Here is a 16,363-nt window from a genome sequence, read left to right as displayed (position 1 = left end):
GCACGAAGGCGGGTGCCGAGACGATCTCGGCACCCGCCTTGAGCAGGTGGTTCTTCCCCTACCGGCGGAGAGCGTGGGATTCGAACCCACGGTACGGGGTCACCGCACGACAGTTTTCAAGACTGTTCCCTTAGGCCGCTCGGGCAGCTCTCCAGGCGGAGGTCAGCCTAACGGGTCCGGCGGGGTTCGGTGCACAGGGTTTCCGGGGCGGGTCGGGGGGTCAGTCGCCGACGCGGGTGCCGAGGGTGACCTTGGTGGTGGCGGTCTGGCCGTTGCGGGTGTACTCGACGTCGACGGTCTCGCCGGGCTTGTGCGTCCAGATCTTGCTGACCAGGGCGGGGCCGTTCTCGATCGGGCTGCCGCCGAGCTTGGTGATGACGTCGCCGGGCTTGAGGCCGGCCTGGTCGGCGGCGCCGCCGGGGGTGACGGGCGCCTGGCCCTGGATCTCGCGGGTCGAGATCTGCGCGCCGTCGCCCTTGTAGTCGTCGTTGCGCAGCACGTCGAGCTTGGCGTAGACCGGCTTGCCGGTCTTGATCAGGGTGTCGGCGACCCACTTGGCCTGGTTGATCGGGATCGCGAAGCCGAGGCCGATGGAGCCGGCCCGGCCGTTGCTGGAGGCGTTGGACTGGATCGCCGAGTTGATGCCGATCACGCCGCCGCCGGAGTCGAGCAGCGGGCCGCCGGAGTTGCCGGGGTTGATGGAGGCGTCGGTCTGCAGGGCGTTCATGTAGGAGGCCTGCGCGCCGGTCTCGTCGCCGGAGGCCACCGGGCGGTCCTTGGCGCTGATGATGCCGGTGGTGACGGTGGACTCCAGGCCGTACGGGGCGCCGATGGCGATGGTGGAGTCGCCGACGTTGACCTTGTCGGAGTCGGCCAGCGGAAGCGGCGTCAGCTTGTCCTTGGGCGGGCTGTCGAGCTTGATGACGGCGACGTCGTAGCCCTCGGCGCGGCCCAGCACCGAGGCGCCGTAGGAGGAGCCGTCGGCGAACTTGACGGTCAGCTTGCCGCCGCTGGTGGAGGCGGGCGCGACCACGTGGTTGTTGGTGAGGATGTGGCCCTCGGTGTCGAAGACGAAGCCGGTGCCGGTGCCCGACTCGCCGTTGCCCTGGGCCTTGATGGTGACGACGCTGGGCAGCGCCTTCTGCGCGATGCCGGCGACCGAGCCCGGGGCGGGCTCGTTCTTCTGGGTGTTGTTGGCCTGGACCGTGGTGGAGTTGCGGTCGGCCCTGGCGCTCACCGAGCGGTCGTCGCGGTCCGCGACGGCCACGCCGACCGCGCCGCCGGCCACGCCGGCCACCAGGGCGACGGCCGCGACCAGGGCGATCAGGCCGCCGCGCTTCTTGCGCGGGCCGCCGGGGCCGGGGGCGCCGGGGTACTCGCCCGGGTAGCCGAGCGGGCCGCCGGGACCGCCGGGGGCCCCGGGCGCGCCGGGGGTGATGTCGTGGGCGCCCCAGCCGCCGAGCGGCTGGCCGGCGCCGAACGGGTGGTGGTGCTGGCCGGTCGCACCCGGGCCCTGCGGGGCGCCCGGGGCGGCGAACGGGTCGTGCGCGGCCAGTGCCGGGGGAACCGGCGTGCCCGGGGCCGGGGTGGCGTACGGGTTGCCGCCGTACGGGGCGGCCGGCGGCGCGGCGGGAGCCGCGGGCGGCAGGACCGGCGGCGGAGCGTCGAGGTACCCGGACTCGACGGCCGGGGCGGGCGCCGGGGCGGCGGCCGGCTCCGGCGCGCCGACCTTGCTGAACGCCAGCGTGGGCGTGAACCCGCCGGAGCCCCCCTCGGCGGCCGGGGCCGGCCGGGCGGACGGGTCGGCTGCGGGCGTCGTTACGGGGGCGGGGGCGGCCGCAGGCTGCTGCGCCGGACCGTCAGAAGCGGAACCCACCACCCCCTGGCCGACGGAGAGCTGCTCCCCCTGCGGCCCGGTGGACCCAACCTCGCGCTCGGTGCTCACGGACGACCTCCATAGCTGACAGGACCAACAACCATAGTTTTTCGCACACCCGATTCGATTGCCGTAAGGACCCTTCTGAAGAACTCATAAGAATCCTTAGCCGGGCCCGACAGCCGCCGCAGCGCCGCGTCCGACCCGGCCCGCCTTGGCGTTCCCCCCGACGGCGACTAGCCTGTCGCTCCGAACTGACACGCGGGAGCTTGGACCCACCAGGCTGAGAGTGCGCCGGTCGACCGTACGCCACGGACCCCGTGGACGGCCGTCGAGGGGGCGCAGACCGCCGGAACCTGTCCGGGTAATGCCGGCGTAGGGAGAAATCGGCCATGCCGTCCGCTTCATCGTCCTCGTCCTCGGGCGCGCCCGCGTCCGCGCACGTCCCCCCGCAGCAGGACGCCGCGGGCACCGCCCCCGGTTCCCCCGAAGGGAGCACCGCGCCCGCGGCCACCGCCGTCCTGGAGCCCGCGGCCCGGACCGAGGCGCCGCTGGTGCTGGACACCGAACCGCCCCGCACCCTGGGCTTCCGCGACCACTTCGCGCTCTGGATGAACCTCGGCGTCTCGCTGATCGGGTTCACCACCGCGGCGACCGTGCTCGGCGCCAAGGGGAGCGAGCTGTCGCTGGCCGCCGCCGTGACCGCGATCGTGGCCGGCACCGCGGTCGGCACCGCGATGCTCGGGGTGGCCGCGCTGATCGGCGCGCGCACCGGCGCGCCCGCCATGGCGAACCTGCGCGGCCTGTTCGGCACCCGGCTGTCCTACGTGCCGACGGTGCTCAACATCGTCCAGTGCATCGGCTGGGGCGTCTACGAGCTGCTGACGATCGCGCTCGGCGCGCAGACGGTGGTCGGCACCGAGGGCTACCGCTGGGTCTTCGTGGTGCTGGCCGGCGCGGTGACCACCGCACTGACCATCTGGCCGCTCGGCGCGATCGCGGTGCTGCGCCGCTTCGTCGCGGTCGCGGTGGCGGTCGCGATGGTCTACTTCACCGTCCAGCTCGGCCGGCACGGCGTCCCGGACCCGGGCGCGGGCAACTGGCACGGCTTCCTGCGGGCGACGGACGCGATGATCGCGGTGTCCATCTCCTTCGTCCCGCTCGCCGCCGACTACACCCGGCACTCGCGCACCCCGCGCGCGGCGTTCTGGGGCAGCTTCTCCGGCTACACGATGGCGCAGGTCTGGTGCTACGTGCTCGGGCTGATGGCGCTGCTGCAGGCGGACGGCGACCCCGCCCGGATCTTCGACTCCTTCCTGGGCGTCTGGGCCGGCTGGCTGTTCCTTCTGGTGCTGGTGCTGCGCGAGACCGACCAGTCCTTCGCGAACGTGTACTCGACCGCGATGTCGATCCACAACCTGCTGCCCAGGGTCGACCGCCGGGTGCTGACCGGCGGCATCGGTGTGCTGATCACCGTGCTCGCGCTGCAGATCACCGAGTTCACCGACTCCTACTACGCCTTCCTGGGGCTGATCGGCTCGGTCTTCGTGCCGATGTTCGCGGTGCTGGCGGTCGACTACTTCCTCGGCGCCGGGCGGCGCGGCTGGGACCTCTCCGCCGACGCGCCCTCGCGCTGGCTGATGCTGCTGCCGTGGGCGCTGGGCTTCGCCGCCTACCAGCTGATCGCGCCGACCGCGGTGGCCGGCTGGTGGACGGACCTCTGGACCTCCGCGCAGGAGGCGCTGCACTTCACCCCGCAGGAGTGGACCTCGGCCTCGCTGTTCGGCTTCCTGGTGCCGGCCCTGGCCACCTGGGCGCTCACCCCGCTCACCCGGGGCCGGGGCGCCGAGGCGCGCTGACCCCGGCCCGGCGCCGCGGGCCCGGAGGCGAGACGGCCCCGCAGGTTGGGGCGGTCGTCGCCTCCGCGTCATGTACGCGGCCTATCGTGTAGGGCGTGACCAGCCCTGATGTCTCGCCCGCGACGGCCCGCACCGCTCCGCCCGTCCAGGTGATCGCCCACCGCGGTTCCTCGTTCGCCCTGCCCGAGCACACCCTCGCCGCCTACCGCCGGGCGCTCACCGAGGGGGCGGACGCCCTGGAGTGCGACGTGCGGGTGACCGCCGACGGGCAGCTGGTCTGCGTGCACGACCGGCGGATCGGCCGGGTCTCGGACGGCCGGGGCACGGTGTCCGCGATGACGCTGGCGGAGCTGGAGGCGCACGACTTCGGCGCCTGGAAGACCGGCCGGCCGAGCGAGGACCCGGAGCTGCGCGGGGTGCTGCGGCTGGAGAGCCTGCTGGAGCTGGTGGTGGACTGCGGGCGCCCGGTGGACCTCGCGATCGAGACCAAGCACCCGGTGCGGTTCCGCGGCCGGGTGGAGTCCGAGCTGCTGCGGATGCTGGACCGGTTCGGGATCGGCGGCGGCGCCAGCGGCGGCACGGACGGCGGCGGTACGGACGGCCGGGACCACGGCGTCAACGCCCGGATCATGAGCTTCTCCTCCCTCGCGCTCGCCCGGGTCGCGGCGACCGCGCCGCAGTACCAGCGGGTCTTCCTGTTCGAGCGCGGCCTGGTGCTGCGCGGGCGGCTGCGCCCGGGCGCGCCGCTGCCGGGCGGGGCGCGGATCGCCGGTCCCGGCATCGAGCTGGTGCGGGCCCGGCCGGGGCTGGTGACCAGGCTGCGCGAGCTCGGCCACCAGGTGCACGTGTGGACCGTCGACGAGCCGGCCGACGTCGAGCTCTGCCTGGAGCTCGGGGTGTCGGCGATCATCACCAACCGTCCGGCGGAGGTCCTGGCCCAGCTCGGCCGCTGACCCCGGCGGCCGACCCCGGCGACCGGTACCGGCCCGGGGCGGGTGGTCGTCCCGTGATGCGTGGTACCGCTGTGGTGAACCGTTCAATCACCATCGGCCGTTGACCGTCTTGGTAGGGACTCAAACCTTTCGACAACGATTTCTGCCGCAATTCATACAGTTTCACGACACAGGGTGAGCATCGAATCACCTCTCGCGCACCGACGGTGGACGGCCGTCAAATGTCCGCGCGGGATCGCCGCACGGTCGTTTCCGACGTATTGCCAAGGGGCATCCATCCCTCGGCATACGCTGAAGGAGGTCCGGGGGTGGCGTTGATGGTGGCGCGTGAAGTGCCGACTTCATCGACCATGGCGGTGCCGCACGGCCCAGCGAGTGTCGGGGTCGCGCGGCGCCGACTGCGTCGAGATCTGGGAGACCGCGAGATACCGGAACCGGTCATTGATGATGCCGTTCTGATCCTTTCCGAACTTTTGAGCAACGCTTGTCGCTACGCCCGTCCGCTCGGGCCCCTGCCCGCACTCGGCCGGGGCGCCCGCGCCGGAGCCGTCGAACCCCTGCTGGTCGGCGGACCGTCACGGAGCGGCGGGCCGGGCGCACCGGCCGCCGTGCCGGGCGAGGCCGGCGAGGACCCGGGCGGCGTCCTGGTCCGCTGGCAGATGCACGCGGACGGCGTGCTGACCCTGGAGGTCACCGACGGCGGGGCGCAGACCCGGCCGGCGCCGTCCAGCCCCTCGCTGACCTCGCACGGCGGTCGCGGACTGAGCATCGTGGACCAGCTGGCCAGCGACTGGGGCGTGCGCGACGCCCCCGGCGAGGTGACCGTCTGGGCGGCCCTGCCGGCCCGGGCGCGGCACGCCCGGCGGACCGGCGGCGGGCACCACGGCAGCGGCCACCACGGCGGCTGAACGGCCGGTCGCCAGGACCGGTCGGCACCACGACGGTCGGCACCACGACCGGGTCGGCCACCGGGCCGGCCGAACGGCGGGCACGGCCCCCGCAGCGCCCGGGCGGCGGGCACCGCGGGCCCGCCCGCGCCCCGGCGCACGCCCACCCGCCCGGGGAACGTCAGTAGGCTGCCGGGAGCACAACACCACCGTTCCCGGGAGAGCCGCACCATGGGCAAGAAGGCCGCCAAGAAGGCGCCGCAGCGCAGCCAGTCCACCCCCGCCGCCACGGGCGAGATCCCCGTGGTCGGGGCCCGCGAGAACTGCCCCTGCGGCTCGGGCCGCCGCTACAAGGCCTGTCACGGCCGGGAGGCCTCGCACGCCGTCCAGGAGCTGGTGCACCGCCCGTTCGAGGGCCTGCAGGGCGAGGCCGACTGGGTGGCGCTGCGCGAGCTGGTGCCCGCCGCCACCGTGCCGCTGACGCTGGCCCCCGAGGTGGCCGCGACGGCCACCGGCGAGGTGCCCTCGGTCACCCTGGCCACCGTGCTGCCGCTGGCCTGGCCCGCGCTGCGCCGCCAGGACGGCTCGATCCTGCTGGGCCTGCAGACCCAGTCGTCCTCCGGCGACCTGAGCCGCGACCTCGCGGACGCCCTGGAGCTGGCGCTCGCCACCGAGCCGGGCACCCCGGTGCCGGCCCGCCGGACCGTGCCGGGCGGCCGCCGCCTGCAGGACCTGCTGGACGCCTCCGCCGCCTTCGAGCCGGCCGTGCACACCGGCTTCGAGTTCTGGCTGGAGGACGCCGGGACCGCGACCGGCGAGGTGGCCGCCTCGCTGGAGCGCGCCAACGCCTCGGCGATCCCCACCGAGAAGCTCACCGGCGTCGACGCCGCCTACTGGTGCGGCACCCCGGACAAGAACCACCTGCGCTGGGTGATGACGGTGCCGGAGGAGCAGCTGCTGGACGCGCTGGCCCGGCTGACCGCCGCCGAGCAGTCCGCGATCGGCCCGGACACCCGCCTGGTCGGCTCGTTCCGGGCGCACGGCCTGACCGTGCCGGTCTGGGACCTGCCGCTCGGGATGACCGCGGCCGACTGCGAGAAGCCGGCCGCGGAGTTCGCCGAGCGGCTCGCCGCGACGCTCGCCGACCCGGCCCCGCTGACCGCCGACGAGCGGCGGGCCCGCGCGAACCTGGTGAACCGTCAGGTCACCCTGAACTAAAGGCGGGACGGAACACCGGGGCCACGCCCGGCCGATCCACGTGATACGCGTCACATTGGCGCCCGCAACCCGCAATTTCCGGGCTACGAGGGCGTCTTGGAAATTGGCGCGGGCGCGGATCCTTGTTACTGTCTAAAGAGTCCGGTCGCTGGTGCATCCCCCGTCGCCAGCGGCCGGATCTTTTGTTTTCCGAACGCCCCACGCGGGGGCCGGTCGGCCGTGCCCGATCAGTACGTCGACGACGGATCGTCAGTACGCCGAGCGGCCGCTGTCCAGCTGGACCGCCGCCGCCACCAACTCGCCCAGCAGCGGCTCGACCTGCGGCAGCCAGACGCCGCCGTCGGCGTCCTGCCGCGGCGGCAGCACCCAGCGCACCCGGTCGCCGTCCCCGCCGCCGGGCGGCAGCGGCAGGAAGCCGCCCACCCCGTGGTAGCGCAACGACCCCGGCACCCAGGGGAGTTGGACGAGCATCTCGCCGAGCGCGTCGAGCGAGTAGGGGGCGACCAGCATCGCGTACCGGTCGGGCATCGCCAGCACCGGGCCGAGCCGCAGCCGCAGCGCGGCCAGGTAGGCGAGCGCGCGGGCGCCGGCCGCCGCCGGGAGGCTGACCGCGCAGACCGTCCGGCCGGTCGCGAGCAGCACCGGGGCGTCCGGGCAGCGCCGCTCCCACCACCAGCGCACCATCCGGGCGTCGGTGGTGGCCGCGAGCAGCGGCGGGTCGTGCGGATGGGCGCCCGGCACGGGGCAGTCCGGGTCGCCGCAGGAGCAGTGTCCGCCGGCGAGCAGGACGGCGCCGGGGACGACGGGCCAGCGGTGCCCGGCGGCTGCCGTCAGGGCCCCGGCCAGCCGGTCCGCCCGGGCCGACCGGCGCTTCGGGTCGTCGCGCAGTGGGTTGTCGCGCATTGGCACCCGTTCCTTTCCGTGACCGCTCGGTGGCTCCGCCCCGCGGTCGCCGGACCGGCCGCCGCCGCGCGTCCGGGGAGGCCGGACCGGCCCGCGAACCGGAGGGAGGGAAGCGGCCGGGATCCGGGTCGGGAAGGACCGGGGCCGGACGGCTGGCGGGGCGGACGGCGGGTACGGACGGCGGTGCGGACAACGGCGCGGGCCCGGAGCACGCGGTGGAGCACGATGTGAAAGGACTGCGGAATAGAACAGCCCTTGGAACGAGAATCCCGTATGCGACCGGATGGACGCCGCCCGGCCGCGGTTGGTTCCACCGTACGAGTGAGTCGCTTCCGGCCGACCCGGCCGGCCGGCGCCAGGGGCATACGATCCGGACGGCCGCCGGAGCCGTCCCCCCGGTTCTGCCCGTTCACCGGCTGCTCCATGCCCGACCGGCGGGGGTGCCGCGTCCCGCCGGACCGCGGCGCAACCGACCGGCGCGCGCGGAACGGAACGCGCCCCCCGACCGGACCCGCGACGACGCGGAACCGGCCACCAGCCTTGTCATGGCTCTGGACATGCCCCGAATGGCCTGTGTAGAAGTGGTGGCATTGCTGTCGATCAATGACGAGTAGTAGCGAATCGAGGCGAAACACGCCCTTTTGGCCGTGCTCGCTCCAACGGCCGTACCTGGGGGTTCCGCATGATCCGCGTGACACGCACCACCGCGTCAGGAGTGGCGGCATGACCGAGTCCCACCCACCGTCGACGTCCTCCGAGCCGGCCGAGCCCGGCGGTACCAGCGGGCTCTCCGTGCTCGACCCGCCGGGCTTCCGCGATCCGGCCGCGCCCGCGGGCCGACCCGCGGGCCAGGCGGACGGCCAGGCGAACGGCCAGGCGGGCGGCGATCCGGACGGCCGAGCGCCCGGAGAGCTGCCGGGCGGCGGCGAGGGCGCGGGCCGCGCCGCGGGCGCCCCCGGCGCACCCGAGGGAGTGAACCCCGCCGCGTCCGCCACCGGAGTGCAGGACCGTTTGGCCGGACGCCTGTCCGATTTCACCAGCCTGTACGAGCACACCGAGCGGCTCGCCCGCGTCCGCGGCCTGGCCGCCACCCTGGACGCCGTGCTCGCCTCCGGCGCCGCGCTGCTCGGCGCCAGTCGCGCCCTGCTGGTCACCCTGCTGCCCGGCGGCGGCCCCAGCCAGCCGGTCGGCCTCGGCCTGGACCGCGCCAGCCTCGGCTCGCTGGAGACCGTCCCGACCGACCAGAGCCTGCTCGCCCGGCTGCTGCGCGCGCACGACCGGCCCGCCGAGCTGCAGTCGCACGACCTCGCCCGCGACCCCGCGATCGGCGCCCGGCTGCGCGAGCTGGCCGGCCACCTCGGCCTCGGCGGCTGCTACGGCCTGCCGCTCGCCACCGAGGAGGACGGCCCGCTGGCCGCCGTGCTCTGGTTCTACGACGAGCCCGCCGAGCCGACCGAGCGCCGGCGCGAGCTGGCCCGCCGGTACTGCGCGGTGGCCGCCCCGCTGCTGGCCAAGCAGCTCGACGCGGAGAAGGTCCGGCGCACCACCGAGGCGCTGCGCCGCGGCCTGCTGCCCGACCGCCTCCCCCAGCCCGCCGGCCTGCGGCTGGCCGCCCGGCTCGTCCCGGCCGGCCTGGACCGCTCCTGCGGCAGCGACTGGTACGACGCCATCCCGCTGCCGGACGGCACGGTCGGCCTCACCGTCGGCTCGGTCTCCGGCGACGGGCCGGGCGCCGGACCGGGCTCCGCCCCCGGCGCGGCCGCCGCGATGGGCCGGGTGCGGGCCGCGCTGCGGGCGTACGCGGTGCTGGAGGGCGAGGACCCGGTGTCCGTCCTCGGCGACCTCGAACTGCTGCTCAAGACCACCGAGCCGGCCCGCACCGCCACCGCCGTCTACGCCTGGGTGGAGCCGGAGGGCCGGCGGATCACCCTGGCCGGGGCCGGCCACTGCCCGCCGGTGCTGGTCACCCGGTACGGCGCCGAGTTCGTGGAGACCTCGCTCTCCGCGCCGCTCGGCGTGCTCTCCTGCTGGGAGGCGCCCGGGGTCGAGTTCACCGCCGAGCGCGGCGACACCCTGGTCCTCTACACCGAGGGGCTGGCCCGCCGCTTCGGCCCGACCCTGCACGTCGGGCAGGCCAACCTGCGCCGGGCCGCCGCCGACGCCCCGCGCGACGTGCGGATCGACCCGGACCGGCTCGCCGCCCACCTGGTGGCGGCCGCGGCGGAGCACGACGCGGCCGGCGCCGTGGGCGGCCCGGCCACCGACGACCTGGTGCTGCTCGCCGCGCGCTTCGAGTAGGCCGGTCGGCAGCACGGTCGGCAGCGCGGTCGGGAGCGCGCGGTCGAGCGGACACGAAGGACGCGACCGCCCGGCCCGCACGGGTGCGAACAGGCCGGGCGAAGGCCCGAACGGGTGAGCGGCCGGGCGTCCGTACCATGGACGCACGGCCGCCCACCTGTGTCGCGATCCGACGCGCCCCGGGCGGCACCACGCGCAAGGAGGCGACGTACGTGACCGAGGACCGCACCCCCGCGGTGGCCGAGAACCCCGAGGCCGTCGGCGGCGACGAGGAGCCGCAGCAGTTCAAGGGCCGCAAGAACGGCCTCTACTCCGCGGTCTCCGACGAACTGGCCGCATCGATGAAGTCCGGCTGGGCCGACACCGAGCTGCACGGCCTGGCCCCGGTCCCGCAGGCCCCGTACGCCGCCGAGCGCCGCGCCAAGCTGTCCGCCGCCTTCCCCGGCGAGCGCCTGGTCGTCCCGGCCGGCACCCTCAAGGTCCGCTCCAACGACTGCGACTACGCCTTCCGCGCCGCCAGCGAGTACGTGCACCTCACCGGTGACCAGACCGAGGACGCCGTCCTGGTCGCCGAGCCCGCCGGCGCCACCGGCCACACCTTCGGCCTCTACCTGCTGCCCCGCTCCGACCGCGAGAACGGCGAGTTCTGGCTCGACGGCTACGGCGAGCTGTGGGTCGGCCGCCGGCACAGCCTCACCGAGCAGGAGCAGCTGCTCGGCCTGCCGGTGCGCGACATCCGCAAGGCCGCCGACGAGCTGGCCGAGCGCGCCGGGGACGGCGTGCCGACCCGGATCGTGCGCGGCTACGACGCCGGCCTGGAGACCGCGCTCGCCGCGGTGCTGGACGCCGGGAAGGACGCCGAGCTCAAGGAGTTCCTGAGCGGCCTGCGGCTGGTCAAGGACGCGTGGGAGATCGGCGAGCTGCGCGCCGCCTGCGCCGCCACCGTCAAGGGCTTCACCGACTGCGTGCGCGAGCTCGGCCAGGCCGTCGCCACCTCCGAGCGCTGGATCGAGGGCACCTTCTGGCGCCGGGCCCGGGTCGAGGGCAACGACGTCGGCTACGGCTCGATCTGCGCCGCCGGCCCGCACGCCACCACCCTGCACTGGGTGCGCAACGACGGCGAGGTCCGCCCCGGCGAGCTGCTGCTGCTGGACGCCGGCGTGGAGACCAGCACCCTCTACACCGCCGACGTCACCCGCACCCTGCCGATCAACGGCCGCTTCGACGAGCTCCAGCGGAAGATCTACGACGCGGTCCACGACGCGCAGGAGGCCGGCATCGCGGCCGTGAAGCCCGGCGCCCGGTTCCGCGACTTCCACGACGCCTCGCAGCGGGTGCTCGCCGAGCGGCTGCTCGCCTGGGGCCTGCTGGACGCCTCGGTGTACGACGTCGAGAAGGTCCTGGAGCTGGGCCTGCAGCGCCGCTGGACCCTGCACGGCACCGGCCACATGCTCGGCCTGGACGTCCACGACTGCGCCCACTCGCGCACCGAGGAGCACGTCGACGCGCTGCTGGTGCCGGGCATGGTGCTCACCGTCGAGCCCGGCCTGTACTTCCAGCAGGACGACCTGACCGTCCCCGAGGAGTACCGCGGCATCGGTGTCCGGATCGAGGACGACATCCTGGTCACCGCCGACGGCAACGAGAACCTCTCGGCCGGCCTGCCGCGCCGGGCCGAGGACGTCGAGGCGTGGATGGCCTCGCTCGCCTGAGCCACCGGGCCGCCGTGCCCGAGCCGCCGGCGGCCCGGCCCCCGAGCAGTGGGGGCCGGGCCGCCGGCGTGCTTTCCGGGGGCGGCCGGGGCGGTCACCGGCCTTCCAGGTGGTATCCCGGGTAGATGACGTCCGGTGCGGCGTTCCGGCCGTCCCCCTTGGCCCCCACGAACACCGCGAAGCTGCCGATGTCGGGCCGCCAGTCGTCCGGGACGCTCAACGAGAACGTGAAGGACGTCGAGTCGAACGGCCGCAGCAGCCGTTCCAGCAACGTGGTGTCGACCACCAGCCGGCCGGTGGCGTCCGGTGCGACCGGCAGCGTGCGCAGTCCCTCGGCGCCCGAGCCGTACCGGGCCCGGACCACGATGGCGGCCGAGGACGCCGACCTGCTCAGCATGATCGTCGGGATCACCGAGGCCAGCGGCGCCGCCCCCGGATTGCGGACGGTCATCGTGAACGTGCCGGCCTCCGTCGTGCTGATCACGGTCCCGATCTCCGGTGCCTTCTGCGCGTCGGCGGGGGCCCTGGACAGCCGCAGGGCCGTCGTCGTCGACCCCGCGACGGTCCGCTGCGGCAGGGACGGCAGCAGCGCGAGGCCCTCGATCAGCAGCGTCCCCTCCGCGCTGTTGATCGCGGGGAGCAGCCGGTAGCGGACCGTCCGGGCGGCCCCCGGGGCCAGCGCGAACGCCGCCTCGTCGCCCGAGGCCAGGTAGGTGCCCGAGGCCTCGGTCAGCGGCACGGTCGTCCAGGTGCCGTCCGCGTCCTCGCGCTGCAGTTGGCCCTGCACCGACGTGCCCGGGCCCACCTGGTCGGCGAGCGAGCTGACCGCCACGACCGGGGCCACCGTCTCGTACGGCCGACCGGTGGTGTTCCGCCAGGTCACCGAGAAGGCCACCGCCTTGCCGCCGACGATCGCCTCCGCCCCCGCCAGCCCCTCGAAGCTCGGCTCGATGTCCTGGGACGGGCGGACCACCGCCTGGCCGGCGGCCGCGGACGACCCCGCCGCGGGCGGCGCGCCGGCCGTCGCCCCGCCGGGCGGAGCGGTCGCCCCGCCACCCGGCCGGGTTCCGCCCTCCCCCGGGCCCCCCTCCCCCGCGCCGTCGGCGACGGCCGGACCGGAGGCGGTCGCCGAGCCCCGGGACGACCCCGCGGCCGGTACCCCGGCCGGGCGGCCGAGCGCGTCGGTGGGCTGCGCGCTCGGGGAGGCCGGGTCCGGCCCCCGGGTCGGATCGGGGCTGCCGCTCATCGTCGCCGCCGGCGCGTCGCCGTCCCGGTCGGCGAGGGTGTCGGCGGGGACGGTGAGCAGACCGATGACCGTCGCCGCGGCCAGCCCCATCAGCGGCAGGCCCACCAGGTAGGCGGGCCGGCGGTGCGAACGGGGGCCCGTGGGCGGATCGGCCGGGCGCAGGTCCTGGGTGGTGATCCGGGCGGCGCGGGCCGCCATGGCTTCGCGGAGCAGGCGCTCCACGGGCGACTCGCCGACGGGGCCCGGGCCGCGGCCACTGCTGCGCTCCCCGTCGGCCCCGGGGCGCCACTCGTCGCTCATCGGGCGTCCTCCAGCTTCTTCTCCAGGGCGGCCAGGGCCCGACTGGCGGTGGACTTCACGGTTCCCCGGGACACCGCGAGGATCTCCGCGATCTCCGACTCGGACAGGTCGGACCAGTAGCGCAGCACCAGCACCTCGCGCTGGCGGGCGGTCAGTTCCTGCATGGCCAGCAGGACCCGGCGGTGCTCGTCGTGGAGGACGACGTGGTCCTCCGGCGACGGCGCGTCCGCCTCGTGCGGCGGCACGTACTCGCGGGCCGTGCGGCGGCGGCGCAGCACCGACCGGGAGCCGTTGACCACGGCGGTGCGCAGATAGGCCAGCGCGTCGTCGAGGTCGTCCAGCTGCTCGCCGTACCGCTGGTAGAGCTTGGCGAAGGCCTCCTGCACGACGTCCTCCGCCTGATCCTGGTGATCGACCAGCAGCACCGCGAGGCGGACCAGGCTGAGCCGGTGGGTGAGGTAGAGGTCGGTCAGCGTGGGGCCGGCCTCCCGCGCGCGGCCGCCTCCGGGCAGCAGGCGGAACCCGGCCCGGCGCCGGGTCGCCGACTGCGCGGCGACGGGCAGGTCGAACACCTCGCCCGCGCCCTGCGCCTCCTGGGCGCCGAACAGCAGCGTCACCAGCCCGCGGAGGGGCGCGCCCCACGGCTGGGCGGCCCCCGCGGTCGGCCCGGTGGCCATGGACATCCGCCTTCGCTTTCCCCCCGACGGCGTACCGGTTGCGCACCGGTGCGTCGGGACCTCGTCATCGGACGGCCGGGCCCGCCGGGCCCGGCCGGATCGTCGCGGCTGCCGACCGGTCGTCAGCGGTCGGCGAGCAGCGGCACGCGGGCCCTCCGCGGGGGCTGGGCCTGGCCGTCGACGTGCTGGCCGACCACCAGTTCGAGACCGGTCCCGGCCCGCCACCCCTGCGGGAGGTTGACCCGGAACCGGTAGACCGTGGTCTCCCCCGGGCCGAGCACCTGGGAGAGCCCGGAGGTGTCCAGCCGGACCAGGCCCTCCGCGTCGAGGGTGCCCTGCAGACGGCGCCACTCGCCGTCCACCAGCACCTCGGCGGTCAGGTCCTGCGGCACCAGGCCGTGGGCGGCCTTCCCGCCGACCGGGTCGGTCGCCGCCAGGTCGGGGGTGACGGTGTGGCTGGCGAAGCCGTCGACGTTGGCCAGTTCCACCCGCAGCTCGGACGGGACCCGGCCCATGGTCCCTTCGGTGGGCCTGCCCAGCGACAACCCGACCGGCTGGGCCACCGTCACGTCCACCCCGGTCACCGCGCCGCCGGCGCGGACCGCCCCGGCACCGCCGCCGATCCAGCCCTCGGCCGCGATCGGCAGCCGGCCCGACATGCCTCCGGCGGCCAGGGTCAGCCGGTAGCGGACCGTCCGGCTCTCCCCGGGGTCGAGCGAGAACGTGCCCTGCTGGGGGCCGCTGCCCACGCCCGGCTGGTTCAGCGCGACCTCGCGCCACTCGTCGAGGTCCTTGCGGTCCAGCATCCCCTTGGCCGTCGTGCCGGGGCGGGCGACGGCGGCCGGGAAGTCGTACGGGAGCACCCGCACCACCGGGACGACCTCGTCGTAGTGCCGCTCGGTGGGGTTGGTCCAGGTCACCTCGAAGTCGAGGTAGCTGCCGTCGGCCGGGGTCCGCCAGAGGCCGGTGAGCGAGCGGACCGAGACGTCGACCCGCTCGGCGACCGTGTTGGGCATCTCCCCCGGCCAGACCGGGGCCCCGCCGGACGCGGGGGCGGGCCGGAACGGCTCGTCCTCGCGGTAGGGGTCGGGGGCGGGGTCGGACACCCGGAGGAGAGCCGACGAGGAGCCCGACGAGGAGCCCGACGAGGAGCCCGGTGCGAAGCCCGGTGCGGCCAGGGCCGACCGCATGGAGGCCGCGCCCGGTCCCGCCGGCCCCGCCGCCCGGACCGGGCGGACCTCCTCGTCGGCCTCGACGGGGACCAGCGCGTAACCGGCCGCACCGGCGACGACGGCCGCCAGCGGAACGGTCCTGACGAGACGCCGAACAGTAGACGGGCGCATGGTGTGTTCCCCGTGGTAGTCGGACTCGGCCTGTGCGGCGAGGTCCGGCACCGGCTCGGTGGAGCCGTGCCGGATCGGGCCTCACCCTGTCAGACGCCCAAGTCCCCGAGGGGTTGCGGGGTGTTCGAAGAAAATTTCGTAGTGGCCGGAACCAATCCATTCATTGGTATCCCACCGACACGTCCTCGGCGGAACGTGCCGGTACTGCTCCGGCCACGACGCCCGTCCCACCGCCGCGCCCGACCGCCCGCCGCTACGCCCGATCGCCGGTGCGCCGGTCCGCGTTGGCGAGCATGGCGTCGTGCAGCCACTGCGCGAGGCCCGGGGCGAGGTCCTCGTAGACCTGCGTGAAGCGCGGGTCGGCGAGGTACATCCCGGCGATACCGCGGTGGATCTCGAAGGTGCAGTCGTAGAAGTTCTGGCAGATGTGCTGCCGGTGCGCCTCGGCGAGCTCCGTGGCCGGGCCGCCGTCGGCGGGCTCGCCCGCCGTGAAGGCCTCCACCAGGCGAGCGTTGAGCGCGTCCGTCTCGGTCTTGATCCGCTCCCAGTCCGCCTTGTCGTAGCCGCCGGTGCGGCGCTGGGACTCCGCCCAGGCCGCGGTGTCGCCCCAGCGCTGCTCGGCCTCGCTCTCCCACTCCTCCCGGTAGTTCTCGCCGAAGAGCTCGAACTTCTCCTCCGGGGTCAGCTGGATTCCCATCTTCTCTGCCTCCATGGCGTGTTCGACGGCCGCGGCCAGTGCCTGGAGATGCGCGATGCGGTCGGTCAGCAGCCGGTGCTGGCGCCGCAGGTGCTCGCTCGGGCTCACCGAGTCGTCGTCCAGGACGGCCGCGATCTCCTCAAGGGGGAACCCGAGTTCGCGGTAGAACAGGATCCGCTGCAGCCGGCCGAGGTCGGCCTCGTCGTACCGGCGGTAGCCGGCCGGCGTGCGGCCCCGGGGGGACAGCAGGCCGATCTCGTCGTAGTGGTGCAGGGTGCGGACGGTCACCTTGGCGATCCTCGCCACCGCGCCGACCGGGTACCCGTCTCCGGGGTTCATCCGGGTTCTCCCTCCGTGCTGACCACGACCCTCCCTCCTCCCGTTGCGTGAGGGT

At 75.1% G+C, this 16,363-nt stretch carries 12 protein-coding genes, 1 tRNA gene and 1 riboswitch; of the genes, 6 read left to right on the top strand and 7 right to left on the bottom strand.

Going from position 1 to position 16,363, the window contains the following annotated elements:
* Window positions 1–65: 65 nt before the first annotated feature.
* Both ACFC0B_RS18085 and ACFC0B_RS18080 read right to left on the bottom strand, forming a co-directional pair.
* Window positions 66–153: transfer RNA gene (locus ACFC0B_RS18085), tRNA-Ser, on the bottom strand.
* Window positions 154–220: 67 nt separating this feature from the next.
* Complete coding sequence (locus tag ACFC0B_RS18080) at window positions 221–1,945, bottom strand: S1C family serine protease (protein WP_376086798.1); 1,725 nt, start codon at window positions 1,943–1,945, stop codon at window positions 221–223.
* A 182-nt stretch (window positions 1,946–2,127) separates the two neighbouring features.
* Window positions 2,128–2,275, top strand: a riboswitch (TPP riboswitch).
* Between ACFC0B_RS18080 and ACFC0B_RS18075 the strand changes: the two genes are divergently transcribed.
* From ACFC0B_RS18075 to ACFC0B_RS18060, 4 genes are all read left to right on the top strand, one after another.
* Window positions 2,269–3,735, top strand: a complete 1,467-nt coding sequence (locus ACFC0B_RS18075; protein WP_376086797.1) for a purine-cytosine permease family protein — start codon at window positions 2,269–2,271, stop codon at window positions 3,733–3,735. It overlaps the preceding riboswitch by 7 nt.
* Before the next feature lie 95 nt (window positions 3,736–3,830).
* Window positions 3,831–4,688 carry a glycerophosphodiester phosphodiesterase gene (locus ACFC0B_RS18070; protein ID WP_376086796.1) on the top strand — a complete coding sequence of 286 codons (858 nt, stop codon included), beginning with the start codon at window positions 3,831–3,833 and terminating at the stop codon, window positions 4,686–4,688.
* A 473-nt stretch (window positions 4,689–5,161) separates the two neighbouring features.
* Window positions 5,162–5,596, top strand: coding sequence for an ATP-binding protein (locus tag ACFC0B_RS18065; protein ID WP_376086795.1), 435 nt, complete (start codon window positions 5,162–5,164; stop codon window positions 5,594–5,596).
* Window positions 5,597–5,806: 210 nt separating this feature from the next.
* The gene (locus ACFC0B_RS18060; RefSeq protein ID WP_376086794.1) at window positions 5,807–6,793 is read left to right on the top strand and encodes a DUF5926 family protein; all 987 of its coding nucleotides are present in this window, start codon (window positions 5,807–5,809) and stop codon (window positions 6,791–6,793) included.
* A gap of 249 nt (window positions 6,794–7,042) precedes the next feature.
* On the opposite strand, the gene ACFC0B_RS18055 is transcribed toward ACFC0B_RS18060, so the two are convergent.
* Window positions 7,043–7,696: a bifunctional DNA primase/polymerase gene (locus tag ACFC0B_RS18055; protein ID WP_376086793.1), complete on the bottom strand. Its 654-nt coding sequence runs from the start codon at window positions 7,694–7,696 to the stop codon at window positions 7,043–7,045.
* Window positions 7,697–8,419: 723 nt separating this feature from the next.
* Between ACFC0B_RS18055 and ACFC0B_RS18050 the strand changes: the two genes are divergently transcribed.
* Together ACFC0B_RS18050 and ACFC0B_RS18045 are read left to right on the top strand one after the other, a co-directional pair.
* The gene (locus ACFC0B_RS18050) at window positions 8,420–9,994 is read left to right on the top strand and encodes a PP2C family protein-serine/threonine phosphatase (RefSeq protein ID WP_376086792.1); all 1,575 of its coding nucleotides are present in this window, start codon (window positions 8,420–8,422) and stop codon (window positions 9,992–9,994) included.
* Between the two features lie 212 nt (window positions 9,995–10,206).
* On the top strand, window positions 10,207–11,706 hold the full coding sequence (locus tag ACFC0B_RS18045; RefSeq protein WP_376086791.1) for an aminopeptidase P family protein: 1,500 nt from the start codon (window positions 10,207–10,209) through the stop codon (window positions 11,704–11,706).
* Between the two features lie 94 nt (window positions 11,707–11,800).
* Here the strand turns inward: ACFC0B_RS18045 and ACFC0B_RS18040 are convergent, their stop codons facing one another.
* The 4 genes from ACFC0B_RS18040 to ACFC0B_RS18025 form a co-directional block, all read right to left on the bottom strand.
* Window positions 11,801–13,252 carry a hypothetical protein gene (locus ACFC0B_RS18040; RefSeq protein ID WP_376086790.1) on the bottom strand — a complete coding sequence of 484 codons (1,452 nt, stop codon included), beginning with the start codon at window positions 13,250–13,252 and terminating at the stop codon, window positions 11,801–11,803.
* Complete coding sequence (locus tag ACFC0B_RS18035) at window positions 13,249–13,929, bottom strand: RNA polymerase sigma factor (protein ID WP_376086789.1); 681 nt, start codon at window positions 13,927–13,929, stop codon at window positions 13,249–13,251. Before ACFC0B_RS18035 ends, ACFC0B_RS18040 begins: the two co-directional genes overlap by 4 nt.
* 122 nt (window positions 13,930–14,051) lie before the next feature.
* Window positions 14,052–15,323 carry a hypothetical protein gene (locus tag ACFC0B_RS18030; RefSeq protein WP_376086788.1) on the bottom strand — a complete coding sequence of 424 codons (1,272 nt, stop codon included), beginning with the start codon at window positions 15,321–15,323 and terminating at the stop codon, window positions 14,052–14,054.
* Window positions 15,324–15,525: 202 nt separating this feature from the next.
* Window positions 15,526–16,308 carry a MerR family transcriptional regulator gene (locus ACFC0B_RS18025; protein WP_376086787.1) on the bottom strand — a complete coding sequence of 261 codons (783 nt, stop codon included), beginning with the start codon at window positions 16,306–16,308 and terminating at the stop codon, window positions 15,526–15,528.
* Window positions 16,309–16,363 lie beyond the last annotated feature (55 nt).

Source organism: Kitasatospora sp. NPDC056184 (assembly GCF_042268405.1).
GTDB lineage: Bacteria > Actinomycetota > Actinomycetes > Streptomycetales > Streptomycetaceae > Kitasatospora.
Note: the sequence above shows the minus strand (reverse complement) of the source record. Positions and strands in the feature narration are given on the sequence as shown.